This window comes from Qipengyuania sp. Mu-71, assembly GCF_036867055.1.
Taxonomy (GTDB): Bacteria; Pseudomonadota; Alphaproteobacteria; order Sphingomonadales; family Sphingomonadaceae; genus Qipengyuania; species Qipengyuania profunda.
This window is the reverse complement of the sequence record NZ_JBAJHR010000001.1, coordinates 1,793,612-1,818,411: the sequence shown is the minus strand read 5'-3', so window position 1 is coordinate 1,818,411 and position 24,800 is coordinate 1,793,612. Positions and strand designations below refer to the sequence as shown.

The following is a 24,800-nucleotide window of genomic DNA, read 5'->3' as shown; positions in this document are numbered from 1 at the left end:
GCAAGGTCAGGACGGATGTCCTGACCGCACGCATCAGGAATTCCACGGCCCCAGCATGCCCTCGGCTGGCAGCACCGCCGGATTGCCCGTGCGCGCCAGCAGCCGGTCCCGGTCATAGGGGCCGGGGCAGTGCCAGCCGCCCGTATGATCGGCCAGGAAGCCCCAGCGGTCGTAATAGTCGGGATCGCCGATCATCACCTGCGGCAGCGGGGCTGCGCCCTCTTCGAAGCCTGCGTCGATCGCGCCGAGGCTGGCGGCCATCAGCGCCTTGCCGAAGCCTTCGCCCTGCCGCCCGGGCATGACCGCGACCGGGCCGACCATGATCATCGGATGTGCGCGCCCCTTGGGGTCGGTCAGCGCCACCGGCCACAGCTGGATGGTGCCGGCGAGGTAATCCTCGTCGTCGAGCGCAGCGAAACTCGCGCCTTCGAGCCAGTCCATCCCCGCGCGGATGCGATAGGCGGTGCGCGCATGCCGCTCCTCGCCGAACGCCGCGTCGAGCAATTGCTCGACCAGCGCCGGATCGATTGCGGAAAGGGGGACGAGGCTAGCCATGGGCCGCGCCGATTAGGGCTGCCCATGGCCGGTGTCGATCAATTTCGCCTTATCGGGGGCGAAGTTCCAGCAGCCGTCCGCCGTCGCCGTCTTCGAGCACCCACAGCGCACCATCGGGTCCTTCGACGATCTGCCGGATACGGTTGCCCATATCGTAACGGGCGGTCTCGCGCGCCGTGTCGCCATCGGTCGCCACGCGCACGATCGCTTCGGTCTTGAGGCCCGCGATCAGCAGATCGCCCGCCAGTCCGTCGAACAGGTCGCCGGAGTAGAAGATCATGTTTCCGGGCGCGATGACCGGCGTCCAGCTTACTGCGGGCTTGGCAAAGCCGTCATCGGCCGAATGGTCGGGAATGTCCGAGCCGTCGTAATTCACCCCGTTCGATCGCACCGGCCAGCCGTAGTTCTGGCCGCGCCGGACGAGATTGAGCTCGTCGCCGCCCTTGGGGCCGTGCTCGACTTCCCACAATTGCCCCTGCGCATCGAAGTCGATGCCGAGGATGTTGCGATGGCCCATCGACCAGATATCGGGCAGCGCCCCGTCGATCGCCCCGTCGCCTGCGGGGCTGCCATCGAGGGTGAGCCGGACGATCTTGCCCAGATGGCTCTGCTTGTCCTGCGCGGGGGTCTGTTTCTGGCGTTCGCCGCTGGCGACGAACAGGTGCTGTTCGTCGGGGCTCAGCACGAGGCGGTGCGAATAATGGCCGCGTCCGGAAACCTTGGGGGTCTGCCGCCAGATGACCTCGAGGCCGTCGATGCGGCAGCTGTCCGATGCTGCGCAGACCAGTTCGCCGCGGCCCACGGCCGCGCCGCGCGTATCGCCTGCGCCGGCTTCCGCCCAGCTGAGATAGATCGCACGGCGACCGATGGTGGAGGCGCTTTGCGACGGCAGGAAGGCGACATCGCCAAGCCCGCCCTGACCGCCGTAATCGACCTCGGGCAGGCCGGTGACGGGGATGACCCGGTCGTTTGCCGTGTCGACGATCTTTGCCGTGCCCGCCTTTTCGGTGACGAACAGCATCGCGGTACCCGGGACGAAGGCCGCCGCCCATGGTTCGGCGAAACTCCCGTGTTCGGTGGTTACGAAGCCGCCGTCCCATGCGCCGCCGGTCTCGCCCGTAGGCGATGCCTGCGTCGGCGGGCTATCCCCCGATCCGGTGGAGCCGCAGCTTGAAGCGAGCAGGAGGGGCGATAAAGTGGCGGCAAGGATTGAGGTCTTTTTCATGTTCAGTGCAACTCCCGAACGAGGGCTTGGTGCCGCGCCATTGGTGATCGGCGTCGACGAGGCGGGGCGCGGGCCCCTGGCCGGTCCGGTTGTCGCAGCCGCGGTGGTGCTATGCAAGCCATGCCCCGGCGGGCTCGACGATTCCAAGCGGCTTTCGCCCAAGAAACGCGCGGCGCTCGAGCCGCAGATCATGGCGCGCTGTGCGTGGGGCCTGGCGGTGGTGGAGCCGGCGGAGATCGACCGGCTCAATATCTTCCACGCGACCATGCTGGCGATGACCGTGGCGGTGTCGCGGCTGGTCGCGGCGCTGGGGTGCGAACCCGAAGCGGTGCTGATCGACGGGAACATGACCCCGCACGGGCGACATCCCGAGTGGCGCTGGGCGCAGGCCCGGCCGATCGTCGGCGGTGACGGCAAGGAGAGGTGTATTGGCGCGGCCTCGATCCTCGCCAAGGAACATCGCGACGCGCTGATGCGCGCTGCGGCCGCGCGGCACCCGCATTACGGGTGGGAACGCAATGCCGGCTATGGCACCGCCGAACATGTCGAGGCGCTGCGCGTGCATGGGCCCACGCCCTTGCACAGACGCAGTTTTGCGCCCGTGGCGCAGGCGGATCTGTTTACGAGTAGGGTGGCGTAGGGACGCCGACTTCGCGCTCGGCGAGATCGCGGGCTTCGGCCTCGCGCGCTTCGGCCTTGGCGGTTTCGATCTTTTTGCGCTGCCGCGCTACCGCGCGGGCCTGATCGGCAAGCGCCTGCCAGGTCGCTTCGGACCGCAGCGCGCGATCGCGGACATTATCCAGCGTCGCCGCCTTCGCCTCCGCTGCGGATTCGGCAGCACGGGTTGAATAGAATTCGTAGGTCGGATTCGCCATCGATCATCTCCGTTGCTGCAGAAGGAATGGGCTGCGCGGCGTCATCCGCTGGGACGACGCCGCGCGGCCGCGTGAGATCAATCGGCAGCCGAGAGGTTCACGGCGCTTGCCTTGCCATTACGGCCGGTTTCGACTTCGTAATTGAGGCGCTGCTCCTTATCGAGCGACTGCATGCCGGCGGCCTGCACTGCGCTGATGTGGACGAAGCTGTCGTCCGAACCGTCGTCGGGCTGGATGAAGCCATAGCCCTTGTCGGTGTTGAAGAATTTTACGGTTCCGGTCTTGCTCATGATGGTTCCTTTCGAGAACGCGAGAGGTTGCCGCGCCACAACATGTGGAGCGGTCGTGCTTAAAATCGTCCAATGAAAGGAAGTCGTCGTCTGGTTTGCGCCGGGGCTACTGAAAGCAAGCGGCGGTCGTCAAAACCCGAAGTCCGTCGCATAATTCGACGTCAGCAATTGTGCACTAGCACGCGCGCCTGCCGATACCAAACGCTTATTTGCGCGGCTGGTCGCTGCCGGTGGCTCCGGCGGTCGGTTGACCGTGTTCGATCAGCGCATGCCATTCGGCAATCTGGCGGTCGATTTCCGGATCGCTGCCAACCCAGGGCAAGGCATCGTTGGCGGGGGCGGGGTCCTGTTTGCGACGCGAGACGCGGAACAGGTTCGACAGGCGGTCGGCGAGTTTCATGGGCAGGCTCCTTTCGGATAGCACAACAACCCGGCCCGAGTGGCGGGGGCTGTAGCTAGAAGGCGGAAAGGAGGCGGGTGCCCATTGCCAGGGGACCCCCAGACCCGTCGTTCGCGACCGGTAGCAGCAGCGCTTGTACCACAGCGCAGGCCGATCGCCTAAGGAATGCTGCGAAGGCCGCGCGATAGAGTCCTCGCGGCCACACCGCAGCATCTTGAGTCCGCAGATTCGCCGGGGACTCAACATGTTGTAGCGGACACCTTCTGTTCTCTCTGCGCATTCCGCCGCACCTCCTAGCGCGCGGAATATTGGTGCTTGACCGCGACTCCGTTTGGACTCACCCTGTGGATAAGTCAGGACAGGGAAGCATATCATGGGGGTCATCGAGACCACGAAGAGTCGCGTCAAAGCGGCTGTAAAACCGGCGCAAACGCCGAAGGAACTGCTCCCGCTGGGGCAGATCCTCGATGGCGATTGCGTGGCCGCCATGCGCCGGCTTCCCGATGCGAGCGTGGACCTCGTCTTCGCCGACCCGCCCTACAATCTCCAGCTCGGCGGCGATCTCAACCGGCCCGACGGCAGCCATGTCGATGCGGTGACCGATCACTGGGACCAGTTCGACAGTTTCAAGATCTACGACGATTTCACCCGCGAATGGCTGACCGAGGCCAAGCGCGTGCTCAAGCCCGATGGCGGGCTGTGGGTGATCGGCAGCTATCACAACATCTACCGCGTCGGCGCGATCCTGCAGGACCTGGGCTTCTGGATCCTCAACGACATCGTCTGGCGCAAATCGAACCCGATGCCCAATTTCCGCGGCACGCGCTTCACCAATGCGCATGAAACGCTGCTGTGGTGCAGCCAGGGCGAGAAGGCCAAGTACCACTTCAACTACCGCGCGATGAAGACGCTGAACGACGAATTGCAGATGCGCAGCGACTGGGTGCTGCCGATCTGCAACGGCGCGGAGCGGCTGAAGGAAGGCGGCCACAAGGTCCACCCGACGCAGAAGCCCGAAAGCCTGCTCTACCGCGTGCTGCTCTCCACCACCGAGCGCGGCGACGTGGTGCTCGATCCCTTCTTCGGCACCGGTACCACCGGCGCGGTGGCCAAGCGGCTGGGGCGCGAATGGATCGGCTGCGAACGCGAAGGCAATTACCGTGACGCCGCGATCAAGCGGATCGAGAAGGAGCTCCCGCTCGACGAAAGCGCGCTCACCACGATGCAGGCGGGCCGCAGCGCGCCCAAGGTGGCCTTCGGTGCGCTGGTCGAAAACGGCTTCATCAAGCCCGGCACCAAGGTGTTCGACAAGAAACGCCGCTGGACCGCCACCGTCCGCGCCGACGGCTCGCTCGCGCATGAGAAACAGACCGGCAGCATCCACGGCCTCGGCAAGGACTTGCAAGGCGCGCCCAGCTGCAACGGCTGGACCTTCTGGCACTACGAAGTCGAAGGAGAAGCCAAGTCGATCGACGCCGCGCGGCAGCTGTATTTGCTCGCGGTGGAGGACTGATCTTCTTTCGCGGCCTCGCCGGATAGCGCGCACATCTCCCCGGGCCGCCTGGCAGGCCGGGGGGCGCGACGCCTCTAGCCGGTGATGAATTCCAGCATGTCCGCGTTGAGCCGGTCGGCATTCACCGTCAGCATGCCGTGCGACAGGCCGGGGTAGGTCTTGAGCGTGCCGTTCGCGAGCAGGTCGATTGCCTTGTGGGCCGAGGCGGCGATCGGCACGATCTGGTCGTCTTCGCCGTGCAGCACCAGCGTGGGCACGGTGATCGCCTGCAGATCCCCGGTCTGGTCGGTTTCGGAGAACGCCTCGATCCCGTCGTAATGCGCCTTGGCGCCGCCCATCATGCCCTGGCGCCACCAGTTCTGGATGACGCCTTCCATCGCTTCCGCATCCTCGCGGTTGAAGCCGTAGAACGGGCCCGCGGGAACGTCGCGGAAGAATTGCGCGCGATTGCCCGCCAGCGCGGCGCGGAAACCGTCGAACACCTCGCGCGGCGTGCCTTCCGGATTGTCGTCGGTTCTCAGCATCAGCGGCGGGACCGCGGCGACGAGCACCGCCTTCGCCACGCGCCCCTCGGGCTCGCCATGGCGCGCGACATAGCGCGCAACTTCGCCGCCGCCGGTCGAATGGCCGATATGCACCGCATTGCGCAGGTCGAGCGCGGCCGCCACGGCTGCCGCATCCGCGGCATAATGGTCCATGTCGTGACCGTGATCGACCTGCGCCGAGCGGCCGTGCCCGCGGCGGTCATGCGCGACGACGCGGAAGCCATGCGACAGGAAGAACAGCATCTGCGCGTCCCAGTCGTTGGAACTGAGCGGCCAGCCATGATGGAACACGATCGGCTGCGCCTCTGCAGGGCCCCAATCCTTGTAGAAGATTTCGACATCGTCCTGAGTGGTGACAAACGGCATTTCCGGTCTCCTTTGCGTGTGGGAGGGTGAAATACGGCAAGCATGGGTGGCGACCGGCCGCTTTCGGCCCGAGTCGCAGGGGGCAGGATACGCCTGTCGGGTGTCGTTTCCGCGGCTAATTGTCGGCGTGCGCAGTAATTACGAATGCACAGCACCAAGCAGCGCGTGAAACGGATATGGCTGGGCCTTCTGGCACTTCGCACAGGACGTCGTAATCAAACCCATCGGCGCCGCGCGCGCCAGCTCAACTTGCGGTGGTGAAATGGCAGGCCCAACGCGAGTTGCATGTCCCCGCTCGGCAGAGGCCCATGCCGGTGGCCGAACGCCATGGGGCCGCTAGCCTGCAAGAGGGGGCATCCGGGCCTTGAAGCAGGGTTTCTGGCTTTTAGTTCTGTTTTGCCGCGCGTGCGAGTTCGCGGGCGAGATCAACAAAGACCTTAACCGCCGCGGGTGGGTTGCGACGACTAGGATAATAGAGGCACAAGGGCGCAAGCGCGGGGGTCCAGTTTTCCAAAACCTGCACCATCTTCCCCGCATCGATGTCGGACCGGACATCCGATTCCATAAAGAACCCGAAGCCAACATTCTCGAGGACGGCCATGCGAGCCACGCTTGCCTCATCGAGGATGATCGGACCTCGGACATCGACTTGCGTTGGCTGGCCCTGGGATTCGAAATGCCAGCGGTACATTGCTCCGTTCGGAAGGCGTATGCGGATACATGCATGAGAGAGTAGGTCTGCCGGTACTTGCGGGCGTTCTCGCCCAGCCAGATATGCTGGGGAAGCCACCACGACGTACCGCCTGGCTGGAGTGATCGGAATGGCGATCATGTCTGACGGAACCAGGTCCCGGCTCCTTACACCGAAGTCGAAGCCGGCTGCGACGATGTCGGTAAGATTGCCCTCCGTGACCAGATCGATATAGACCTCGGGAAAGCGTCTCAGGAACTCCAAGACGAGTGGTGCCATGATCTCGCGAGCGGCAGTGGGGAAAGTGTTGATCCGCAATGTCCCGGAAGGTGTGTCCTGCTGCGATCGGACGGTGTCGAGCGCTTGATGGACGTCCCGTAAGGCGGGGGTGACCTGATCGACAAACCGGCGGCCTGCTTCGGTCAAAGCAACGCTACGGGTCGTACGATTGAACAAGCGAACACCCAACTGGCTCTCCAGCTTGGCGATTGCGCTGCTCAATGCGCTAGTCGAGATACCCAGATCGACCGCTGCTGCGCGAAACGATGCTTTGCGACCAATCGCAAGGACGGCTTCGAAATCGCTCAAGCTGTAGCCGCTCATTGTCCTCAAAATCCAGATGGCTCATCCAGATTTATCTCAATTATCGGGATGTAGGTAAAGGCCTATTCGGATGGTGCCGAACAGGCCGGTGCTCTTCGCCGAACACCAAACCAATCTGGAGAATGATAATGCCTATTCATTTGCCTGACGTGGTCCGCGAGTATTTCGAGGCCGACAAGTCTTCAAATCCCGATGCGATCGCCCAATGCTTCGCTGAAGACGCGGTCGTGATCGACGAAGGGAATACCTACACGGGACGCGAAGCCATCCGCCAGTGGATGGCGAATGCCTCCACTCAATATACCTACACCGTCAAGCCGATCGCCATCGCTCCCGAGCACGGTCGGATTGTCGTGACAGGACATCTGGCGGGCAATTTCCCCGGTAGCCCGGTCGATCTGCGTTACATTTTCGCCTTCGCAGACGACAAGATCGCCCGACTTGAGATCGTGCCATGAGCGACTTCCTCTCGCTCTGCGGCAAGCGGGCGCTCGTTACGTCGGGGACCCGCGGAGCAGGTGCCGCGACCGTCGCACTTCTAACCGAACTCGGCGCCCGCGTCCTGACTACAGCGAGGAGCAAGCCAGAGGACATGAAGGCGGCGAACTTCGTGGCGGCCGACCTCACGTCTCCGGATGGATGCGCTCGCGTGGCGCGCGCCGTATTCGATCGCCTTGGCGGGGTTGATATCGTTGTGCACATGCTCGGCGGTTCTTCTGCACCGGTCGGTGGGTATCAAGCGCTCACCGATGAAGAATGGTACCGAGAACTCGACCTCAACTTGATGCCCGCAGTTCGCCTCGACCGGGCATTGCTTCCTTCGATGACGACGCGAGGATCCGGCGTCGTAATCCACGTCACGTCGATCCAGAACGAGCTGCCATTGCCCGAGGCTACAACCGCCTACGCTGCAGCCAAAGCCGCTCTATCGACCTATAGCAAGGCGCTTTCGAAGGAGGTTTCGCCCAAGGGCGTTCGCGTTGTTCGCGTCTCGCCCGGCTGGATCGCGACAGAAAGCTCAATCGCTCTCGCAGCACGCCTCGCAGCTGATCATGGACTCGCTTGGGGGCGTGCCGATCGGTCGCCCATCCGAACCCGGGGAGATCGCAAATCTGGTTGCTTTTCTTGCTTCCGATCGAGCGGCGACGATCACTGGATCCGAGTATGTCATCGATGGTGGGACAATCCCTACCGTATGATCGCGACGGCTACACGCCTGCCAGAAAACGGAAGCGTTCGAGTGCGCATCCAGTGGCTGGCCGTGTTCGGAAAGTCGGTTTAGGTATTCGGGAGGCTTCACAAACGATACGGAAGTCGTCGCGCCAACCCTCATATTGCCTGCTTTCCCGCAAATGAAGCGCCCGCTTCATGCAGGAACTGCGCTCCGTACCGGGGCAGGGGAGTAGCAAACCGCCATAGGGTGACTGTCCTACAGTGCATTCGCGCGCTAACACTCCGCGCATGATCCAGCGCCTCACAGCTCACGCCCCGTTCCGCCTCGCACCGCAAAACCCCTCCGCGGGTTTTTTCGCATTGGACCGTGTAACACCCGGTCCATGTCGCGGTGTTTGCCCAGGGGAAGTCCAACAATGAGCGGGCAGGTCTACATTCGCCCTATCGGCTTCGTCCCCGGTCCGCAGTCCGAGCACGGCGATGCCATCCGGCTGGCGGGCACAATGGTCTATGCAAGCCGATTTGCGGTGATCCAGCGGCGAGATGGCGAGGTGGTCGAGCGCTGGCTTGCGGCGCCGGACACCATGGCCGAAGCGCTCGGCCGCCTGCCCGACGAGCTTGGCGCCGAGGGCGAGGCGCAATGGGCCAATCTGACGCTCGCGCATCCGCCATTACAACTGGGGGCGCGGACCGTGCCGCTCGACCAGCCGCAGGTGATGGGCATCCTCAACGTCACGCCCGACAGCTTCAGCGACGGCGGGCGCTTCCTCGACGATGCCGAGGCAGGGCGGGACCATGCCGCCGCCATGGTCGAAGCGGGGGCAGCGATCATCGACGTGGGCGGCGAAAGCACGCGCCCGGGGGCCAAGCCGCTGTGGGAAGGCGACGAGATCAAGCGCGTCGTTCCCGCGATCGAGGCCTGCGCCGGCATGGGCGCGGCGGTCAGCGTGGACACGCGCAAGGCAGCGGTGATGGAGGCCGCGCTGGAAGCGGGCGCGCATCTGGTCAACGACGTCTCGGGCCTCGCGCATGATCCGCGCAGCGCCGAAGTGGTCGCATGCGCCGGTTGTCCGGTGGTGCTGATGCATGCGCCCGGCGCGGCGGGCGAGGACCTGCATGCGGGCGCGGACTATGCCAGCGTGGTGTTCGACGTGTTCGATGCGCTGCGCGTGCGGCGCGATGCGGCGCTCGAAGCGGGGATCGCGGCGCAGCACATCCTGCTCGATCCGGGCATCGGCTTCGGCAAGAGCCTGGCGGAAAACCTCGCGCTGATGAACGCGCTGCCGCTGTTCCATGCGCTGGGCCATCCGCTGCTGCTGGGGGCCAGCCGCAAGCGGGTGATCGGCGCGCTGTCGAAGGAAGCGCCGGTCGAGCAGCGGCTGGGCGGCAGCGTGGCGCTGGCGCTCGAGGGGATGCGCGCGGGCATGCAGATGGTGCGGGTCCACGATGTCGCGGAGACGGTGCAGGCGCGCAATGTCTGGCGCGGCCTGCGCGATGCCGCGCTGACCGACTTCGCCGACCTGCCCGCCTAGCTGCCTGCCTAGCTTCCGGGCGAAGCGGCGCTGCCCGCCAGCAGACCGCCGTCGAGCGTGAGTTCCGCGCCGGTCATATAGGCGCTGTCGGCGCTGGCGAGGTAGACGCAGGCCGCGGCGACCTCTTGGGCCGTGCCGAAGCGCTTCAGCGGCGTATCGGCGACCAGCGCGGCCATCTTCGCGTCTCGGTCGGGCCCGTCGCCCAGCATCGGCTCCCAGATGTCGGTGAGGATCGCGGCGGGGTGAACCGAATTGCAGCGGATCGCCCAGCCTTGCTGCGCGGCGTAGAGCGCGACCGACTTGCTGTGGTTGCGCATCGCCGCCTTGCTCGCGGCATAGGCCGCCGCGCCGGGTATCCCGACGAGGCCCGAGCGCGAGGACATGTTGATGATCGAGCCGGTGCCCTTGGCCTTCATCGCGCGCAGGGCATAGCGGCAGCCGAGGAAGCAGCCGTCGGTATTGACGCTGTGCACGCGGTGCCATTCGGCAAGGCTGGCGTTCTCGGGGTCATGCGGCGCGGGGCCGTCCTCGAACCCGGTGATCCCGGCGTTGTTGACCAGCACGTCGATCGCGGGGAAGGCGGCAGCCAGCGCGTCCCATTCGGCTTCGCTGGCGACGTCGAGGCGGTGGAAGCTGCAGCCGAGCTCGGCGGCGGCTTTCCTACCTTCGTCTTCGTCGATATCGGTGAGCACGACGCGCGCGCCTTCGGCCATATATGCGGCACATATCGCCTTGCCGATCCCGCGGGCGCCGCCGGTGATCACGCACAGCATGTCGTCGAGCTTGCCCATGGCCAAGGGCTAGGACGCTCAGGCGGCGTTGTCGATGCCGAGTTCGCTGAGCTTGCGGTAGAGCGTCGAGCGGCCGATGCCGAGCCGGCGCGCGACTTCGGTCATCCGCCCGCGGTAATGGCCGATGGCGAGGCGGATGATGTCGGCCTCGATCTCTTCGAGCGGGCGGACATTGCCGTCATCGGTGTAGAGCAGCACGCCCAGGCCGCGCGCGCGGCTCTCGCCGCGATCGGCCTGGTCGCCGAGCAGTTCGGCCAGCTGCGGGAAGCTGTGCGCGGTCAGCGCCTCGCGCTGTTCGAACACGCAGGCGCGGAACAATACGGCCTGCAACTGGCGGACGTTGCCCGGCCAGTCATAGGCTTCGAGCAGGCTCAGCCCGCTGTCGGCGATCGAATGATGCTGCAGCCCCGGCTGTTCGCCGATCTTGGCGAGGAAATAGCGCGTTAGTCCGGGGATGTCGCCCAGCCGTTCGCGCAGCGCAGGCATCCGGATGCGGGTGGCGGATAGCTGGTCGTACAGGGCCTGCGAGAAGCCCCCCGTCGCGGCGAGCTCGGCCAGCGCGAAATCGCTGGTGGCGAAAATGCGCAAATCGACGCGGAAGCCGTGCGCGGCGCCGGTCGGGCGGACGATCCCGGTGGCGAGGACTTCGGCGAGGCGCTGCTGCTGGTCGGCGGGTATGCGGTCGACATCGTCGAGGATCAGCGTGCCGCCGTCGCAATGCTCGATCAATCCGCGCTGGCGGTCGAATGCCCCGGCGAAGGCGCCCTGTTCATGGCCGAACAACAGCGATTCGAGCGAAGCGGGCGGCATTCCGGCGCAATGGACCTTGCGCATCGCGGCCTTGGCGCGCGTGCTGGAGGCATGCATCGCATTGGTGAGCATGTCCTTGCCCGAGCCGCTTTCGCCCTCGACCAGCACATGCGCATGCCCGCGCGCGGCGGTTGCTGCCTTGGCGAGCGCGGTGCGGAACGGGGCGGCCGTGCCGACCATGCCGTCGAAGTCCACCGGGTGGGGAAGCTTCTCGGCCAGCGGCTGGAGTTCGGCGGTGGGCCGCCCGGCGCGCGTGGCGCTTGCCAAGGCCTGCAGCAGGCGGTCGGGTTCGACCGGCTTGACGACGTAATCGGTAGCGCCCGCGCGCATGGCCTCGACGGCGAGCCGGGGCGAGGCGCTGGCGGTGAGCATCAGCAGCGGCGCATCGGGCCGCGCGGCGCGCAAGTCGCGGATCAGGTCGCAGGCATGGTCGCCCGGCACCCATTGGTCGAGCAGGATCGCCGTGATGTCACGGCCCTCGGGCGAAGCGAGCAACGCCAGCGCCTGTTCGCCATCGGCAACGGTCAGCGTGCGCCAGCCGTCGCGCGCGGCAAGCGCGGACACCAGCCGGCTTTGTGCCGGCTCGTCGTCGATCAGCATCAACACGCGTGATTGCTGTGTCGCCATCTGTCTCGCCAAACTCCCTCGGACCCGGGGCATGCTGACCACGCCCTTGTGCAAAGTGCCCTAACCGAAACGGGTAAAGACCGGATTAAGCCTGTTTCGATGATGGCGGCGATTGCGGGGCTTGAGCACCCGGCCCCGCCGCGATAGACCCCGCCGCAACACCCGTTCACACATCACTGCCACACAAGGACTTATCGACATGGAATCCGCCAACGACCACAAGGCGCACAACCAGACCTACGGCTCGTTCATCGGCACGCTCAAATGGTCGGTCCCGCTGATTGCCATCATCACGCTGGTCGTCGTCATCCTGATTGCCGACTAGCCGCATGGCGCTACGCATCGCGGCGCTGAAAGAGCGCGCACCGGGCGAGAACCGGGTCGCGCTGACTCCCGAAACGGCGAAGAAATTCGCCGCTCTCGGGGCTGTAGTCGCAGTGGAGGAAGGCGCCGGTCTGGCCGCCGCCATCACCGACCAGGCCTATCGCGACGCCGGGGCCGAAGTGCTCACCGGGCCGCAGGCGGTCGCGGAGGCGGATATCGTGCTCGGCGTGCAGGCACCCGAGGTCATGGCGCTCGCGGGGGCCAAACCCGGCGCATGGATCGCGGCGACCTTCGACCCGTTCCGCAATGGCGATCTGGTCGCAGCCTATGCCAAGGGCGGCTTCGAAGCGCTGTCGATGGAATTCATGCCGCGCATCACCCGCGCGCAGAGCATGGATGTGCTCTCCAGCCAGTCGAACCTCGCCGGGTACAAGGCGGTGCTGACTGCGGCCAATGTCTATGGCCGCGCCTTTCCGATGATGATGACCGCTGCCGGTACCATCCAGGCAGCCAAGGTCTTCGTTATGGGCGTGGGCGTGGCGGGCCTGCAGGCAATCGCTACGGCCAAGCGGCTTGGCGCGCAGGTCTCGGCCACCGATGTCCGGTCGGCCACGAAGGAACAGATCCAGTCGCTCGGCGCCAAGCCGATCTTCGTCAAGGATGTCGCGGGCATCGAGGGCGAAGGCTCGGGCGGTTATGCCACCGAAATGTCCGAAGAATACCAGAAGGCGCAGGCCGAGCTGGTATCGGGCCACATTGCCAAGCAGGACATTGTCATCACCACCGCGCTGATCCCGGGACGGCCCGCACCGCGGCTGATCTCGGATGCGCAGATCGCCAGCATGAAGCCGGGCAGCGTGATCTTCGACCTAGCCGTTGCGCAAGGCGGCAATGTCGAAGGCTCGAAGCCCGACGAGGTGGTCGAGAAACACGGCGTCAAGATCGTCGGCTATTCGAACACCGCCGGACATCTGGCGGCGGACGCCTCGGCGCTGTTCGCGCGCAATCTCTACAATTTCCTGTCCGCCTTCTGGGACAAGGACGCCGGCAAGCCCGTGCTCGACGAGGAAATCGGCGATGCCGTGCGGCTGACGCGGGGCGGCAAGGTCGTGAACGAGAGACTGACCACCGCGTAATCCGGGCCCGGGGAGGGGCCGCACATGGACTTCATTTCGATCCTGTCGATCTTCGTGCTGGCGTGTTTCGTCGGCTATTACGTGGTCTGGTCGGTCACGCCCGCGCTGCACACGCCGCTGATGGCGGTGACCAATGCGATCTCTTCTGTGATCATCGTCGGCGCGCTGATTGCGGCGGCGGCGGCGGATGTGCCGGGGGCGAAGTGGCTGGGGCTGCTCGGCATCGTGCTCGCCAGCGTGAACATCTTCGGTGGCTTCGCGGTGACTGCGAGAATGCTCGCCATGTACAAGAAGAAGGAGAAGAAGTGATGCTTTCTCTCCTTGCAGCTGCGCCTGTTGCAGAGGCAGTCGCACACGGTCCGGTGAACCCATGGGTAGCGCTCGCGTATCTCGTATCGGGCGTCTTCTTCATCCTCGCGCTGCGCGGCCTGTCCTCGCCCGCGACGAGCCGGACGGGCAACCGCTTCGGCATGATCGGCATGCTGATCGCGGTGGTGACGACGCTGGTGACGCACGACATCGCCAACATCGTCGAGATTCTGATCGCTATCGCGGTCGGCGGCGTGATCGGCCTCGTCATCGCCCGCCGTATTGCCATGACCGCGATGCCCGAACTGGTCGCAGCTTTCCACTCGCTGGTCGGCCTCGCAGCGGTTCTGGTGGGCTGGGCGGCCTATCTCAATCCGAGCGCATTCGGCCTGCTGGTGGGCGGCGGTATCGGCGCGGTCTCGAAGGTCGAGATGGGCCTCGGCATCGCCATCGGCGCGATCACTTTCTCCGGCTCGGTCATTGCCTTTGCCAAGCTTTCGGGGCGGATGAGCGGATCGCCGATCCTGCTGCCCGCGCGCCACATCATCAACCTCGGTACGTTGACCGCGATCATCGTGCTCATCGGTCTTTTCGCCCTGACCGGACACACCGAAACCCTGCCGCTTATCATCGCGCTGACCGTGCTCGCCTTCCTGATCGGCTTCCTGCTGATCATCCCGATTGGCGGGGCGGACATGCCGGTCGTGGTCTCGATGCTGAACAGCTATTCGGGCTGGGCCGCAGCGGCGATGGGCTTCACGCTCGGCAACAGCGCGATGATCATCACCGGCGCGCTGGTGGGCTCTTCGGGCGCGATCCTCAGCTACATCATGTGCCGCGCGATGAACCGCAGCTTCCTCAGCGTGATCGCGGGCGGCTTCGGCGCGGAGGACGGCGGGGCGGCAGGCGGCGAACCGCGCGAACAGCGCCCCTACAAGCAGGGCAGCGCGGCGGATGCGGCTTTCATGCTCGAACAGGCCGAGAAGGTCATCATCATCCCCGGCTACGGCATGGCGGTGGCGCAAGCGCAGCACGCGCTGCGCGAGATGACCGACCTGCTCGAGGAGAAGGGCGTCGAGGTGAAGTTCGCGATTCACCCGGTCGCGGGCCGCATGCCCGGGCACATGAACGTGCTGCTCGCCGAAGCCAGCGTCGATTACGACAAGGTATTCGAGCTGGAGGACATCAATAGCGAGTTCGCGCAGGCCGACGTCGCCTTCATCATCGGTGCCAACGACGTGGTCAATCCCGCGGCCAAGACCGACAAGTCATCGCCCATCTACGGCATGCCCGTGTTCGACGTCGACAAGGCCAAACAGGTGTTCTTCATCAAGCGCAGCATGGGCGGCGTCGGCTATGCCGGGGTCGATAACGACGTCTTCTACATGGACCAGACGATGATGCTGCTGTCCGATGCGAAGAAGATGGTCGAAGAAATCGTGAAAGCGCTCGACTGAGATGAAACGCGTGCTGATCGTCCTCGCGCTGCTGGTCGTCGGCGGGCTGGTCCTATGGGCGACCGTGGGCGGCAGGCTACAGGCCACGGTCGAGGACCGGCTCGAGGATGAGTTCGTCGCGCGCGGATTGCCGCAGCCAATGGCTGAATGCATGGCTGGACGAATGGCGCAGCGGCTTTCGATTACCCAATTGCGCAAGCTCGAGAACCTGCGCGCCGAAGACGGCGAAGCGGACGTTCCGCTGAGCATCGCCGAATTGCTCGAACGCGTTCGCCGCGTGGGCGACCGCGAGGTGCTCGAGGTCGCGGCCAGCTCCGCCGCCGTCTGTGCCTTCACGGGACGTTGATCCGTCTGATACGCTTGCAATCGTCCGTCCTTGCGGCACTATAGGTTGCAAGGGAGAGACTCATGATCATCAGACTGTCGATTGCCGCTGCGCTGCTCGCAAGCGCTGCGCCCGCCATTGCCGCCACGCATAATGTCGCGCCGGGTGAAGGCGCGCAGGAAGCCTTGCAGGAAGCGCTGATCCTCGCCGAACCGGGTGACGAGATCGTGCTCGCTGCGGGCCGCTATACGCTGACCGACGGTCTTAGCCTCGATGTCGACGATGTGACCGTGCGCGGCGCGGGCATGGATGGCACCGTGCTCGACTTCACCGCCCAGCAGGGCGCGGGCGAAGGGTTGCTGGTAACCAGCGACGGCGTGACGCTGCGCGATTTCGCGCTCGAGAACCCGAAGGGCGACGGGGTGAAATCCAAGGGCGCGGACAATATCGTCTATTACCGCATCCGGGTGACCTGGACCCGCGGTCCGCATCCCGAAAACGGCGCCTATGGCGTCTATCCGGTCGAGAGCGACGGGGTGCTGGTCGATGGCGTCAAGGTCACCGGCGCATCGGACGCGGGCATCTATGTCGGCCAGTCGTACAACATTACCGTGCGCAATTCGATTGCCGAGGCCAATGTCGCCGGGATCGAGATCGAGAACAGCCGCAATGCGCTGGTCGAACACAACCTCGCCACGCGCAACACCGGCGGGATCCTAGTGTTCGACTTGCCCAATTTGCCCGTGATGGGCGGGGGCAATGTAATCGTCGCCAACAATCTGGTGGTCGCCAACGACACCCCCAATTTCGCGCCGCCGGGCAATATCGTCGCGGGCGTGCGGCGCGGCACCGGGATCATGGTGATGGCCAATGACAAGGTGCTGATCGAAGACAACATCCTGTCGCGCAATCCAACCGCGCCGATCATGGTCATCGCTTACACGCAGGAGTTCGAGGACGAGCGGTACAATCCGCTGCCGCGCGACGTGGTGGTGGGCGAAAACCGCTATGACGGCGGCGGCTACGATCCGCAGCTCGAAGGTTCGGACATGCTGCTGGCAGCCTTCGGCGGCGAACTGCCGCCGGTGCTGTGGGATGGCCTCGGGTCGCTGTCGGCAGTCGAGGGGACCGCAGGCTGGAATCTCAACCTGACCGAAGCGGGCAAGGGGCTCGGCGCGGCGCAGCCCGGTCCGCTGGCAGTCGGGACCCCCGCCAGCAAATTCGATCGTAGCGGGATCGGCGCACCCGCCGAACTCGAACAACGGCTTGGCGGATGAGGTCAGCCGCATGGCTCGCCTGTGCTGCTGTCGCGCTTTCGGGCGCGATGGTCGCGCGTGCGACCCCGCCGCCGCCCGAATACGTCAATGACGCCGCGATCATGGGCGATGGGATGCCGCGCCTGCTGTCGGACTACGGATTTTTCGACGATCCGGGCGCGCAGTTGCCCGTGGCCGGGGTCCATCCATATCGCCTGAACACGCCGCTCTATTCCGATGGCGCTGAGAAACTGCGGTTTGTCTACCGCGCAGCGGGGACGCAGTTCGGCGCACAGGGCGAAGGCCTGCTCGACCTGCCGGTGGGTACGGCGCTGATCAAGACCTTTGCCTTCGGCGAGGGCAGCGAACGGCGACTGATCGAAACGCGCGTGCTGCTGCACCGCGCGGACGGCTGGCTGGCGCTGCCCTATCTGTGGAACGAGGCGCAGACCGATGCGCAGCTGGCGGTGGTCGGCGCGCGGATCGACCTGACCACCCCGGCGGGGCAGGCGATCAGTTACCGCGTTCCCAACAAGAACCAGTGCAAGGAATGTCACGGGCTCGACGGGGCGGTGGTCCCGATCGGCCCGAAGGCGCGCAATTTGTCGCATGCCTGGCTGAGCCGGATGGTCGCGGACGGGCATCTCGATACCATGCCGCAGGATGCCGACCAGTTGCCGCTGTGGGAGGAGCGTGAAAGCGCGCCGCTGACCGCCGCCGCGCGTGCCTATCTCGACGTGAACTGCGCGCATTGCCACCAGCCCGGCGCGACCGCCTCGAACAGCGGGCTCGACCTGAGGTGGGAGCAGCAGGCACCCGACGCGCTGGGGATCGGCAAGCGCCCCGTCGCCGCCGGACGCGGGGCGGGTGGCCATCTGTTCGATATCGTGCCCGGATCGCCCGACGCGTCGATCCTAACCTACCGCATGGCCAGCCCCGAACCCGGTGTGGCGATGCCCGAACTGGGCAAGGCGACGGTCGATGAAGACGGGCTCACCATCGTGCGCCGCTGGATCGAGGAGATGGCCCCGTGAAATGGTTCTGGCGGATTCTGGGCGGGCTGGCGCTCGTCCTATTGGCCGCGTTCCTGGTCCTGCGCGTACCCGATACCGATGCGGGCGCCATGTATGCGAAATACGGCACCCCGCCATCGCAGATGCTGGGAATCGACGGGACCCGCCGCGTACATGTCCGCGACGAAGGTCCGCGCGATGCACCGGTTGTCATCCTGCTGCATGGCTCGAATGCCGATCTCCACACCTGGCAGGCCTGGGCCGACGCGCTCAAAAGCGACTACCGCGTGATCCGTTTCGACCAGCGCGGGCATGGGCTGACCGGTCCTGCGGCCGATGGCGATTACGCGCTCGATGCCTTCGTGAAAGATATCGACGCGGTCGCCGACGCGCTCAATGTCGAGCGGTTCACGCTGGCGGGCAATTCGATGGGCGGGGCCATCGCCATGGGTTATGCTGTCGCCAATCCGGACCGGCTCGCCGGGCTGGTGCTGGTCGATGCCGCCGGTGCGCCGGTCGAGCGCGACGGTGGTGGCAATCTCGCCTTCCGGCTGGCCGCCATGCCCGGTGTGGGCAATGTGATGAGCCAGCTGCTGCCGCGTTCGCTGGTCGAGCGCAGCCTGTCGCAAAGCGTCTCCAACCAGGCGGTCGTGACCCCCGGCACGGTCGACCGCTATTGGGAGCTGGCCCGCTATCCCGGCAACCGCAATGCGACGCGCCAGCGCTTTGCAACCCCGCGCCGGAATTTCGACGCTGCGCAGATCGCGGCGGTGACGGTTCCCACGCTGGTGATGTGGGGCGAGGAAGACAGCCTGATCCCCTATGAGGCGGCCGGTTGGTACATGGAACACCTGCCCAATGCGACGCTCGCGAATTATCCCGGCGTGGGCCATATCCCGATGGAAGAAGCGCCCGAACAAAGCGTTGCGGACCTGCGGATCTGGCTGGCCGAAGTGCTCGCCTCGCAAGATGTCGCGGACGAAGGAACCGCCTCGTGACCCGCCCGTTGTAAGGCCCTGATACGCGGGCACACCGCGATCGTGCGAACATCAGGGCGGAATAGGGGACAAACGGTTGCGCAAGCTTGGCATTATCGGGGGGATGAGCTGGATCTCGACCCGCGCCTATTACGAACGGATCAACAAATCGGTGCAGAAGCGGGCGGCCCCCTTGGCCAGCCCGCCGCTGCTGATCGAAAGCCTCGATTACGCGCCCATCGCTGCGGCCAAGAATGCCGACGACTGGGACGCGATCGCCGCCACGCTGGTCGAATCCGCGCGGCGGCTCGAAAGCGCCGGGGCCGAAGGCCTGGTGATCGCGGCCAATGCCATGCACAAGGTCTATGACCGGCTGACCGAAGCGGTCTCGATCCCCGTACTGCATATCGCCGACAGCGTCGGCCAGGCGATGGAAGATGCCGACTGCAAGAGCGCCGCACTGCTTGGCACGCGCTTCGTGATGACCGAAAGCTTCTATCGCCAGCGGTTGGTCGGCCACGGCGTCGATCTGCTCCCGCCCGATCCGGGTGATGTCGAACTGGTCGACGGGATCATCTACAAGGAACTGATGCTCGGCCGCGTGACCCGCGATGCAGAGCGTGCGCTCAAGACGATCATCACGATGAAGGAAAAGGACGGCGCCGAGGCGATCGTGCTGGCCTGTACCGAGCTCGAGCTGGTCGTCGACACCGACGCCAACGTGCTGCCGGTCTACGATTCCACCGATATCCACTGCCGCGCCGCGGCGGACTGGATCCTGGGCTGAATCCGCAAACCCGCGAACCCGGCTGTCCGCGCGCACATTCTGCCGAAAACCCGCCGGGTTCGCCTTTCGTTCACGTTGTCGCCCACCCGGCGCTGACCTAAGCCTCGGCGGGCATGCACACAGCCCCCTACGCTTCCGATCCCGCCGCCAGCCGCGGGCGCGAATTCACCGAGGAACGCGAGGGGTCGCGCGGCCCGCGCAGCGAATTCCAGCGCGACCGCGACCGGATTGTCCATTCGATCGCCTTCCGCCGCCTGCGTTCCAAGACGCAGGTGTTCGTCTCGCCCGATGGCGACCATTACCGCACCCGCCTGACGCACAGTCTCGAGGTCGCGCAGGTCGGCCGCGTGCTCGCGCGCGAGCTGGGGCTCGGCGAGGACCTGACCGAAGCGCTGTGCCTGGGTCACGACATCGGCCACCCGCCCTTCGGCCATGCGGGCGAGAAGGCGCTTGAAGAGGCCATGGTCCATGCCGGCGGCTATGACCACAATGCGCAAGGCCTGCGCACGCTCGCGCGGCTCGAAAGCCCCTATTGTGACCACGACGGGCTCAACCTCACATGGGAGACGCTCGAAGGGCTGGCCAAGCACAACGGCCCGGTCGCCGCGCCGAGCTGGGCTTTGGCTGAAATCGACCGCGCGTTCCCGCTCGACCTGGCTACCTGGCCCTCGCTCGAGGCGCAGGTCGCGGCGGTCGCGGACGACATCGCCTACGACAATCACGACATCGACGACGGCCTGCGCGCCGGCTTCCTCGAACTCGACGATCTGCTCGCGCTCGACTGGCTGGCCGATCAGTGGCGCGCGGTGGAGAAGCGCTTTCCCTTCGCCCCGCGCGATCGCCAGCTGCGCGAACTGGTCCGCACGCAGATCGGGCTGATGGTCAACGACGTCCTCACGCATACGCGCGAACAGGTGCAGGGCATTGCCAGCGTCGACGAAGTGCGCGGCGCGGGCCGCCAGCTGGCCGGGTTCTCGCCCGCGATGGGTGAACGCGAACGCGTGCTCAAGCGCTTCATGTACGACCGGCTCTATTATCACGAGGAACAGCTCGCCACGGCCGAACGCGCGCGCGACGTGATCGCGCGGCTGTTCGCGGCCTATCACGATGACCCGCGCACCATGCCCGACGACTGGCTCGCCACGCTGCCCGCGCAGGAACCGCAGCGCAGCCGCCATATCGCGGACTTCATCGCCGGGATGACCGATCGCTATGCGATCACCCAGTGCAACCGCATCTACGGCAGCACGCCCGAAGGGCTGAGCAATGTCTGACGCGGTTCGCATCGCCCTGATCGGCGCCACCGGGCTCGTCGGTTCGAGCGTGATCGGGCAATGCGTCGGGCGCGAGGACCTGCGCCTGACCGGTATCGCGCGGCGCGAGGTGGCGCTGCCGCGCGGTATCCGCATGGAGCTGTTCGTGGCCGAGCCCGCCAAATGGGGCGAGGTGATCGAGGCGGTCCGGCCCAAGGCGATCATCTGCGCGCTGGGCACGACCTGGAAGAAGGCGGGCGCGGACGAGGCGGCGTTTCGCGCGGTCGATCAGGACCTCGTGCTCGACACCGCGCGCGCCGCGCGCGAACTGGGGGTCGAACGCTTCGTCCATATCAGCTCGGTCGGCGCCGATCCGATGGTGAAACCGTTCTACCTGCGCGTGAAGGGCGAGGTCGAGCGCGAGCTGACCAAGCTGCGCTTCAACCGGCTCGATATCCTGCGCCCCGGCCTGCTGCGCGGCACGCGCGACAATGATCGCCGACCTGCCGAGCGGTTGGGTATCGCCGCAGCGCCGGTGGCGAACCTGCTGCTCCATGGCAAATATCGCCAGTATCGTGGTATCAAGGCCGATGTCGTTGCACGCGCGGCGCTGGCGCTTGCAAAGCGTGCCGCCCGCGGGCGCTTCGTGCATGATAACGACGCCATCCAGCGCGCGGCGCATACGCTGCCGCAAATCGAACATGAGGTGCTTTGATGTGGGATACGGCCTTCGGAACAGCCAATGCGCTCGCCATGATAATGTGGGCCGGATTGATCCTGCTGCCGCGCTGGCCCGCGCTGCTGGCGGCGGTGCTCTATGCCGGGGTGGGGCTGCTGTGCCTCGCCTATACCGTCGGCCTGATCGGCATCCTGACGAGCGCCTTCGACCCCGTTCCCCTCGGCTCGGGTGAAGCCGCCAGCATTTCGACGATCGAGGGCGTTCGCGCGATCTTCGCCAGCGATGGCGGCGTGACCGTCGGCTGGATCCATTACCTTGCCTTCGATCTCTTCGCCGGTCTGTGGATTGCGCGCGATGCCGATGCCAAGGGCTTTTCGCGGCTGCTGCAGGCACCGATCCTGCTCGCGACCTTCTTTGCCGGACCGCTTGGGCTGTTCCTCTGGCTGGCCATTCGCGAACGCCGCGCGCGGGCCGGGGGACGCTGGCAGTAACGCCAGCCCGAATCGGGTTGCGCAACGCAACCGACCTGCCATGATGCCTCCAACTGCTGAAAACAGCGGAGAGGATATATGGCAGATACCGAAAAGCTCACTTTCGATGAGCTCATCACGCATTGGGCGCAGGAAAAGCCCGATCAGGTCGCGCTCGAACAGGATGGCGCGGCGCTGACCTTCGCCGAACTGGAGGACCGCTCGCGCCGGATCGTGGCGATGCTCGCCGCGCACGGGGTCGGCAAGGGCGACCGGATCGCCTGGCTCGGCAAGAACGCGCGGCACTATTTCGAACTGTTCTATTCCGCTGCGCGCATCGGCGTGGTCATGGTGCCGATCGGCTGGCGTCTAGCGGCGCCCGAAATCGCCTATATCCTCGGCGATACCGGCGCGAAGCTGGTGTTTATCGACGAGGGGTTCGGTGAACTTGCCGCCAAGGCCTGCGGCGAACTGGATACGCCCCCCGAGATCATCGACACGCCGACCGCCCAGCGCGAAATCGCCGCCGCACCGGCCGATACATTCGACGGCGCGGGAGCGAACGATCCGGTCCTCCAGCTCTACACCTCGGGCACCACGGGCAATCCCAAGGGTGCGGTGCTGACCAATGCCAACCTCTTCTCGCTGCGCCAGCCCGCCGAAGCGGCGGCCCAGCCATGGTCGAACTGGGACGAGGACGAGGCGATCCTGATCTGCATGCCTTGCGCGCATATCGGCGGGACCGGGCTTGGCATCATGGCGATCGCGGCGGGCATCCGCGGGATCGTCCAGTCCGAGTTTACGCCCGATGGCGTGCTCGACGGCTTCGAACAGGGCATCACGCGGCTGTTCATCGTGCCCGCCGCGCTGCAGATGGTGGTGCAGCATCCGCGCGCGAAGGACACCGATATGTCGGCGGTCAAATACGTCATGTATGGGGCGGCGCCGATCCCGCTCGACCTGCTGCGCGAGGCGGTCCAGACCATTCCCGGTGCGGGCTTCCTGCAATGCTACGGCATGACCGAGACGACCGGCACCATTGCCATGCTTCCGCCCGAGGATCACGCGCTCGACGGCAACCAGCGCATGCGCAGCGCGGGCAAGGCCGTACCCGGTGCTGAGCTCAAGGTGGTCGGCGAAGACGGTGCCGAACTGCCGCGCGGCGAGGTGGGTGAATTGATCTGCAAGAGCCCGTCGAATATGCAGGGCTATTGGAACCTGCCCGATGCCACCCGCGGTGCGCTGAAGGACGGCTGGATGTACACTGGCGATGCCGCCTATATGGACGAAGACGGCTACGTCTATATCCAGGACCGCATCAAGGACATGATCATCTCGGGCGGCGAGAACGTCTATCCCGCGCAGGTCGAAAGCGCGATCTACGGCCACCCGGCGGTGGGCGAAGTTGCGGTGATCGGCGTGCCCGACGATACTTGGGGCGAAGCGGTGAAGGCGTGCGTCGTGGCCAAGCCGGGCAGCGAAGTGGATGCCGAGGATATCATCACCTTCACGCGCGAACGACTGGCGGGCTTCAAGGTCCCCAAGACGGTCGATGTCATTCCCGAAATGCCGCGCAATGCCAGCGGCAAGATCCTACGCCGCGAATTGCGCGCCCCTTATTGGGAAGGGCGCGACAGGCAGGTCAATTGAAGCGCCACGCACCCGCCACCGCGCGCAATTCGGAGCCCTTGGCCGAAGTGTTGGCGGAGGAATTGCCTGCGAGCGGGCTGGTGCTCGAAATCGCCAGCGGGAGCGGTGAACACGCGGTGTTCCTCGCGCGACGCTTCCCCGCGCTGGACTGGCAACCGAGCGATCACGATGCGGAGGCGCTGGCCTCTGTCGATGCCTGGGCGGCCGAAGGCGGCTGCGCGAACCTGCGCCCCGCAATCGCACTCGATGCCGCGCGAGCCGAGTGGCCGATCGCGGCGGCGGATGCGGTGTTGTGCGTCAACATGGTGCATCTCAGCCCGTGGGACGCGGCGGTCGGGCTGTTTGCGGGGGCGGGGCGGATATTGGCGAGTGGCGCGCCCCTAGTGCTCTACGGCCCCTTCATCGAACCGGATCAGGAGACCGCAGCGTCGAACCTGGCGTTCGACCAGTCGCTCAAACAGCGCCATCCCGAATGGGGCCTGCGCAATACCGCCGATCTCGACACATTGGCCGCAGACCACGGCCTACGCCGAACTGCGCGCCGCGCGATGCCTGCGAACAATCTGGTGCTTGTCTACCGACGAGGCTGAGCGGAAATGCCGGCTAACGACCCGATTGCGGACATCAGTGGACTGCATCGTGTTTGACTTCAATTTCGAACGACTGGACCCATTGAGATGAGCTTGGCGAAAACTCAGGCAACTCCTGAACGCCCTCGGAAAACCGTTCTACGAAGTCGTCGACATCTTCGCGTTGGACGTTGTAGCAGTCGATGCGGACAATGACCTTCTTGCCTTTGGCCTTCGGAAATTTTTCTGCCACTTGCCCATCAAGCGCTGCCTCCAGGCAGCCGTAAATCCGATCCTGAAGTGCGCGGAGATGACCATCAATCTGACCAGTCCACGGCCCTTCCTCGACCAAGACCAACAAACAGGCATTTAGGTCGTCATCGAACGCTACAAAATCGATAGTGACGGTCATAAGATGAACTTACCAATCTAACGTTCGCTTTCCACCCCAAAGCAGAACTCATGCCATTCGATCCCGGTTCAGGTCGCTGCGGGAACCGTGAAACATGGTCCGCGCCGAACCACCCGCCACCCATTACCGCGAACCGTCTGATGCGGGCTTGTCGCAGGCGGCGCGATTGTCTTCTGCTCAGCGCGAG

29 protein-coding genes are annotated in these 24,800 nt (G+C 65.5%); 19 read left to right on the top strand and 10 right to left on the bottom strand.

Features of this window, described 5'->3' with window-relative positions:
• Nucleotides 1-33 precede the first annotated feature (33 nt).
• Both V6B15_RS09030 and V6B15_RS09025 read right to left on the bottom strand, forming a co-directional pair.
• A complete protein-coding gene (locus tag V6B15_RS09030; RefSeq protein WP_253517826.1) occupies nt 34-555 on the bottom strand; it encodes a GNAT family N-acetyltransferase in 522 nt (173 codons plus the stop codon).
• Nucleotides 556-604: 49 nt separating this feature from the next.
• Nucleotides 605-1,780 (bottom strand): PQQ-dependent sugar dehydrogenase, encoded by a 1,176-nt coding sequence (locus V6B15_RS09025; RefSeq protein ID WP_334200872.1) that lies wholly within the window; start codon nt 1,778-1,780, stop codon nt 605-607.
• Here V6B15_RS09025 and V6B15_RS09020 point away from each other — a divergent pair.
• The gene (locus tag V6B15_RS09020; RefSeq protein ID WP_320180649.1) at nt 1,779-2,420 is read left to right on the top strand and encodes a ribonuclease HII; all 642 of its coding nucleotides are present in this window, start codon (nt 1,779-1,781) and stop codon (nt 2,418-2,420) included. The two genes, V6B15_RS09025 and V6B15_RS09020, sit on opposite strands and share 2 nt — an antisense overlap.
• On the opposite strand, the gene V6B15_RS09015 is transcribed toward V6B15_RS09020, so the two are convergent.
• The 3 genes from V6B15_RS09015 to V6B15_RS09005 form a co-directional block, all read right to left on the bottom strand.
• Nucleotides 2,401-2,655, bottom strand: coding sequence for a hypothetical protein (locus tag V6B15_RS09015; RefSeq protein ID WP_253517784.1), 255 nt, complete (start codon nt 2,653-2,655; stop codon nt 2,401-2,403). The genes V6B15_RS09020 and V6B15_RS09015 overlap by 20 nt on opposite strands.
• A 77-nt stretch (nt 2,656-2,732) precedes the next feature.
• Nucleotides 2,733-2,945 carry a cold-shock protein gene (locus tag V6B15_RS09010; protein ID WP_253517780.1) on the bottom strand — a complete coding sequence of 71 codons (213 nt, stop codon included), beginning with the start codon at nt 2,943-2,945 and terminating at the stop codon, nt 2,733-2,735.
• 205 nt (nt 2,946-3,150) lie between these two features.
• Nucleotides 3,151-3,345: a hypothetical protein gene (locus V6B15_RS09005; protein ID WP_334200871.1), complete on the bottom strand. Its 195-nt coding sequence runs from the start codon at nt 3,343-3,345 to the stop codon at nt 3,151-3,153.
• Between the two features lie 373 nt (nt 3,346-3,718).
• Here V6B15_RS09005 and V6B15_RS09000 point away from each other — a divergent pair, with 373 nt between their 5' ends.
• The gene (locus V6B15_RS09000; protein ID WP_334200870.1) at nt 3,719-4,858 is read left to right on the top strand and encodes a site-specific DNA-methyltransferase; all 1,140 of its coding nucleotides are present in this window, start codon (nt 3,719-3,721) and stop codon (nt 4,856-4,858) included.
• A gap of 74 nt (nt 4,859-4,932) precedes the next feature.
• On the opposite strand, the gene V6B15_RS08995 is transcribed toward V6B15_RS09000, so the two are convergent.
• Both V6B15_RS08995 and V6B15_RS08990 read right to left on the bottom strand, forming a co-directional pair.
• Nucleotides 4,933-5,769: an alpha/beta fold hydrolase gene (locus V6B15_RS08995; protein WP_334200869.1), complete on the bottom strand. Its 837-nt coding sequence runs from the start codon at nt 5,767-5,769 to the stop codon at nt 4,933-4,935.
• Nucleotides 5,770-6,154: 385 nt separating this feature from the next.
• Nucleotides 6,155-7,063 (bottom strand): LysR family transcriptional regulator, encoded by a 909-nt coding sequence (locus V6B15_RS08990; RefSeq protein ID WP_334200868.1) that lies wholly within the window; start codon nt 7,061-7,063, stop codon nt 6,155-6,157.
• A gap of 128 nt (nt 7,064-7,191) precedes the next feature.
• Here V6B15_RS08990 and V6B15_RS08985 point away from each other — a divergent pair, with 128 nt between their 5' ends.
• The 3 genes from V6B15_RS08985 (at nt 7,192) to folP (ending at nt 9,768) form a co-directional block, all read left to right on the top strand.
• On the top strand, nt 7,192-7,521 hold the full coding sequence (locus tag V6B15_RS08985; protein ID WP_253517763.1) for a nuclear transport factor 2 family protein: 330 nt from the start codon (nt 7,192-7,194) through the stop codon (nt 7,519-7,521).
• A complete protein-coding gene (locus V6B15_RS08980; protein ID WP_442969015.1) occupies nt 7,518-8,345 on the top strand; it encodes an SDR family oxidoreductase in 828 nt (275 codons plus the stop codon). Before V6B15_RS08985 ends, V6B15_RS08980 begins: the two co-directional genes overlap by 4 nt.
• A 307-nt stretch (nt 8,346-8,652) precedes the next feature.
• Nucleotides 8,653-9,768: a dihydropteroate synthase gene (folP, locus tag V6B15_RS08970; protein WP_334200867.1), complete on the top strand. Its 1,116-nt coding sequence runs from the start codon at nt 8,653-8,655 to the stop codon at nt 9,766-9,768.
• An 8-nt stretch (nt 9,769-9,776) separates the two neighbouring features.
• On the opposite strand, the gene V6B15_RS08965 is transcribed toward folP, so the two are convergent.
• Both V6B15_RS08965 and V6B15_RS08960 read right to left on the bottom strand, forming a co-directional pair.
• Nucleotides 9,777-10,559: an SDR family oxidoreductase gene (locus tag V6B15_RS08965; protein ID WP_334200866.1), complete on the bottom strand. Its 783-nt coding sequence runs from the start codon at nt 10,557-10,559 to the stop codon at nt 9,777-9,779.
• Between the two features lie 18 nt (nt 10,560-10,577).
• A complete protein-coding gene (locus V6B15_RS08960; RefSeq protein WP_334200865.1) occupies nt 10,578-11,996 on the bottom strand; it encodes a sigma-54-dependent transcriptional regulator in 1,419 nt (472 codons plus the stop codon).
• Between the two features lie 199 nt (nt 11,997-12,195).
• On the opposite strand from V6B15_RS08960, the gene V6B15_RS08955 reads away from it, so the two are divergent.
• From V6B15_RS08955 to V6B15_RS08890, 14 genes are all read left to right on the top strand, one after another.
• Nucleotides 12,196-12,321 (top strand): aa3-type cytochrome c oxidase subunit IV, encoded by a 126-nt coding sequence (locus V6B15_RS08955; RefSeq protein ID WP_320180641.1) that lies wholly within the window; start codon nt 12,196-12,198, stop codon nt 12,319-12,321.
• Between the two features lie 4 nt (nt 12,322-12,325).
• Nucleotides 12,326-13,456 carry an NAD(P) transhydrogenase subunit alpha gene (locus V6B15_RS08950; RefSeq protein WP_334200864.1) on the top strand — a complete coding sequence of 377 codons (1,131 nt, stop codon included), beginning with the start codon at nt 12,326-12,328 and terminating at the stop codon, nt 13,454-13,456.
• Nucleotides 13,457-13,480: 24 nt separating this feature from the next.
• The gene (locus tag V6B15_RS08945) at nt 13,481-13,765 is read left to right on the top strand and encodes an NAD(P) transhydrogenase subunit alpha (RefSeq protein WP_006833497.1); all 285 of its coding nucleotides are present in this window, start codon (nt 13,481-13,483) and stop codon (nt 13,763-13,765) included.
• Nucleotides 13,765-15,222 (top strand): NAD(P)(+) transhydrogenase (Re/Si-specific) subunit beta, encoded by a 1,458-nt coding sequence (locus tag V6B15_RS08940; protein WP_334200863.1) that lies wholly within the window; start codon nt 13,765-13,767, stop codon nt 15,220-15,222. Before V6B15_RS08945 ends, V6B15_RS08940 begins: the two co-directional genes overlap by 1 nt.
• 1 nt (nt 15,223) lies before the next feature.
• Entirely contained in the window at nt 15,224-15,568 is a 345-nt protein-coding gene (locus tag V6B15_RS08935) for a hypothetical protein (RefSeq protein WP_334200862.1), read from the top strand.
• Nucleotides 15,569-15,630: 62 nt separating this feature from the next.
• Complete coding sequence (locus V6B15_RS08930) at nt 15,631-16,824, top strand: parallel beta-helix domain-containing protein (RefSeq protein WP_442969013.1); 1,194 nt, start codon at nt 15,631-15,633, stop codon at nt 16,822-16,824.
• Nucleotides 16,821-17,837, top strand: a complete 1,017-nt coding sequence (locus V6B15_RS08925) for an SO2930 family diheme c-type cytochrome (protein ID WP_334200861.1) — start codon at nt 16,821-16,823, stop codon at nt 17,835-17,837. Before V6B15_RS08930 ends, V6B15_RS08925 begins: the two co-directional genes overlap by 4 nt.
• Nucleotides 17,834-18,814: an alpha/beta fold hydrolase gene (locus V6B15_RS08920; RefSeq protein WP_334200860.1), complete on the top strand. Its 981-nt coding sequence runs from the start codon at nt 17,834-17,836 to the stop codon at nt 18,812-18,814. Before V6B15_RS08925 ends, V6B15_RS08920 begins: the two co-directional genes overlap by 4 nt.
• A 76-nt stretch (nt 18,815-18,890) precedes the next feature.
• The gene (locus tag V6B15_RS08915) at nt 18,891-19,580 is read left to right on the top strand and encodes an aspartate/glutamate racemase family protein (RefSeq protein ID WP_334200859.1); all 690 of its coding nucleotides are present in this window, start codon (nt 18,891-18,893) and stop codon (nt 19,578-19,580) included.
• Nucleotides 19,581-19,693: 113 nt separating this feature from the next.
• On the top strand, nt 19,694-20,854 hold the full coding sequence (locus tag V6B15_RS08910) for a deoxyguanosinetriphosphate triphosphohydrolase (RefSeq protein ID WP_334200858.1): 1,161 nt from the start codon (nt 19,694-19,696) through the stop codon (nt 20,852-20,854).
• Nucleotides 20,847-21,548, top strand: a complete 702-nt coding sequence (locus V6B15_RS08905; RefSeq protein ID WP_334200857.1) for an NAD(P)H-binding protein — start codon at nt 20,847-20,849, stop codon at nt 21,546-21,548. Before V6B15_RS08910 ends, V6B15_RS08905 begins: the two co-directional genes overlap by 8 nt.
• Complete coding sequence (locus V6B15_RS08900) at nt 21,548-22,003, top strand: ABA4-like family protein (RefSeq protein WP_334200856.1); 456 nt, start codon at nt 21,548-21,550, stop codon at nt 22,001-22,003. Before V6B15_RS08905 ends, V6B15_RS08900 begins: the two co-directional genes overlap by 1 nt.
• A 78-nt stretch (nt 22,004-22,081) precedes the next feature.
• The gene (locus V6B15_RS08895; RefSeq protein ID WP_334200855.1) at nt 22,082-23,632 is read left to right on the top strand and encodes a fatty acid--CoA ligase; all 1,551 of its coding nucleotides are present in this window, start codon (nt 22,082-22,084) and stop codon (nt 23,630-23,632) included.
• A complete protein-coding gene (locus V6B15_RS08890) occupies nt 23,629-24,222 on the top strand; it encodes a DUF938 domain-containing protein (RefSeq protein WP_334200854.1) in 594 nt (197 codons plus the stop codon). The genes V6B15_RS08895 and V6B15_RS08890 overlap by 4 nt, the downstream gene beginning before the upstream one ends.
• Before the next feature lie 34 nt (nt 24,223-24,256).
• On the opposite strand, the gene V6B15_RS08885 is transcribed toward V6B15_RS08890, so the two are convergent.
• A complete protein-coding gene (locus tag V6B15_RS08885) occupies nt 24,257-24,613 on the bottom strand; it encodes a DUF6572 domain-containing protein (RefSeq protein WP_334200853.1) in 357 nt (118 codons plus the stop codon).
• Nucleotides 24,614-24,800: the final 187 nt, after the last annotated feature.

Coding starts and splice junctions, on each gene's coding strand:
- V6B15_RS08995 (WP_334200869.1), bottom strand. CDS start 5,769: ATGCCGTTTGTCACCACTCAGGACGATGTCGAAATCTTCTACAAGGAT.
- V6B15_RS08930 (WP_442969013.1), top strand. CDS start 15,631: ATGATCATCAGACTGTCGATTGCCGCTGCGCTGCTCGCAAGCGCTGCG.
- V6B15_RS08885 (WP_334200853.1), bottom strand. CDS start 24,613: ATGACCGTCACTATCGATTTTGTAGCGTTCGATGACGACCTAAATGCC.
- V6B15_RS09030 (WP_253517826.1), bottom strand. CDS start 555: ATGGCTAGCCTCGTCCCCCTTTCCGCAATCGATCCGGCGCTGGTCGAG.
- V6B15_RS09005 (WP_334200871.1), bottom strand. CDS start 3,345: ATGAAACTCGCCGACCGCCTGTCGAACCTGTTCCGCGTCTCGCGTCGC.
- V6B15_RS09000 (WP_334200870.1), top strand. CDS start 3,719: ATGGGGGTCATCGAGACCACGAAGAGTCGCGTCAAAGCGGCTGTAAAA.
- V6B15_RS09010 (WP_253517780.1), bottom strand. CDS start 2,945: ATGAGCAAGACCGGAACCGTAAAATTCTTCAACACCGACAAGGGCTAT.
- V6B15_RS09015 (WP_253517784.1), bottom strand. CDS start 2,655: ATGGCGAATCCGACCTACGAATTCTATTCAACCCGTGCTGCCGAATCC.
- V6B15_RS08910 (WP_334200858.1), top strand. CDS start 19,694: ATGCACACAGCCCCCTACGCTTCCGATCCCGCCGCCAGCCGCGGGCGC.
- V6B15_RS08965 (WP_334200866.1), bottom strand. CDS start 10,559: ATGGGCAAGCTCGACGACATGCTGTGCGTGATCACCGGCGGCGCCCGC.
- V6B15_RS08950 (WP_334200864.1), top strand. CDS start 12,326: ATGGCGCTACGCATCGCGGCGCTGAAAGAGCGCGCACCGGGCGAGAAC.
- V6B15_RS08940 (WP_334200863.1), top strand. CDS start 13,765: ATGCTTTCTCTCCTTGCAGCTGCGCCTGTTGCAGAGGCAGTCGCACAC.
- V6B15_RS08900 (WP_334200856.1), top strand. CDS start 21,548: ATGTGGGATACGGCCTTCGGAACAGCCAATGCGCTCGCCATGATAATG.
- V6B15_RS08945 (WP_006833497.1), top strand. CDS start 13,481: ATGGACTTCATTTCGATCCTGTCGATCTTCGTGCTGGCGTGTTTCGTC.
- V6B15_RS08895 (WP_334200855.1), top strand. CDS start 22,082: ATGGCAGATACCGAAAAGCTCACTTTCGATGAGCTCATCACGCATTGG.
- V6B15_RS08980 (WP_442969015.1), top strand. CDS start 7,518: ATGAGCGACTTCCTCTCGCTCTGCGGCAAGCGGGCGCTCGTTACGTCG.
- V6B15_RS09020 (WP_320180649.1), top strand. CDS start 1,779: ATGTTCAGTGCAACTCCCGAACGAGGGCTTGGTGCCGCGCCATTGGTG.
- V6B15_RS08935 (WP_334200862.1), top strand. CDS start 15,224: ATGAAACGCGTGCTGATCGTCCTCGCGCTGCTGGTCGTCGGCGGGCTG.
- folP (WP_334200867.1), top strand. CDS start 8,653: ATGAGCGGGCAGGTCTACATTCGCCCTATCGGCTTCGTCCCCGGTCCG.
- V6B15_RS08985 (WP_253517763.1), top strand. CDS start 7,192: ATGCCTATTCATTTGCCTGACGTGGTCCGCGAGTATTTCGAGGCCGAC.
- V6B15_RS08960 (WP_334200865.1), bottom strand. CDS start 11,996: ATGGCGACACAGCAATCACGCGTGTTGATGCTGATCGACGACGAGCCG.
- V6B15_RS08925 (WP_334200861.1), top strand. CDS start 16,821: ATGAGGTCAGCCGCATGGCTCGCCTGTGCTGCTGTCGCGCTTTCGGGC.
- V6B15_RS08990 (WP_334200868.1), bottom strand. CDS start 7,063: ATGAGCGGCTACAGCTTGAGCGATTTCGAAGCCGTCCTTGCGATTGGT.
- V6B15_RS08905 (WP_334200857.1), top strand. CDS start 20,847: ATGTCTGACGCGGTTCGCATCGCCCTGATCGGCGCCACCGGGCTCGTC.
- V6B15_RS09025 (WP_334200872.1), bottom strand. CDS start 1,780: ATGAAAAAGACCTCAATCCTTGCCGCCACTTTATCGCCCCTCCTGCTC.
- V6B15_RS08955 (WP_320180641.1), top strand. CDS start 12,196: ATGGAATCCGCCAACGACCACAAGGCGCACAACCAGACCTACGGCTCG.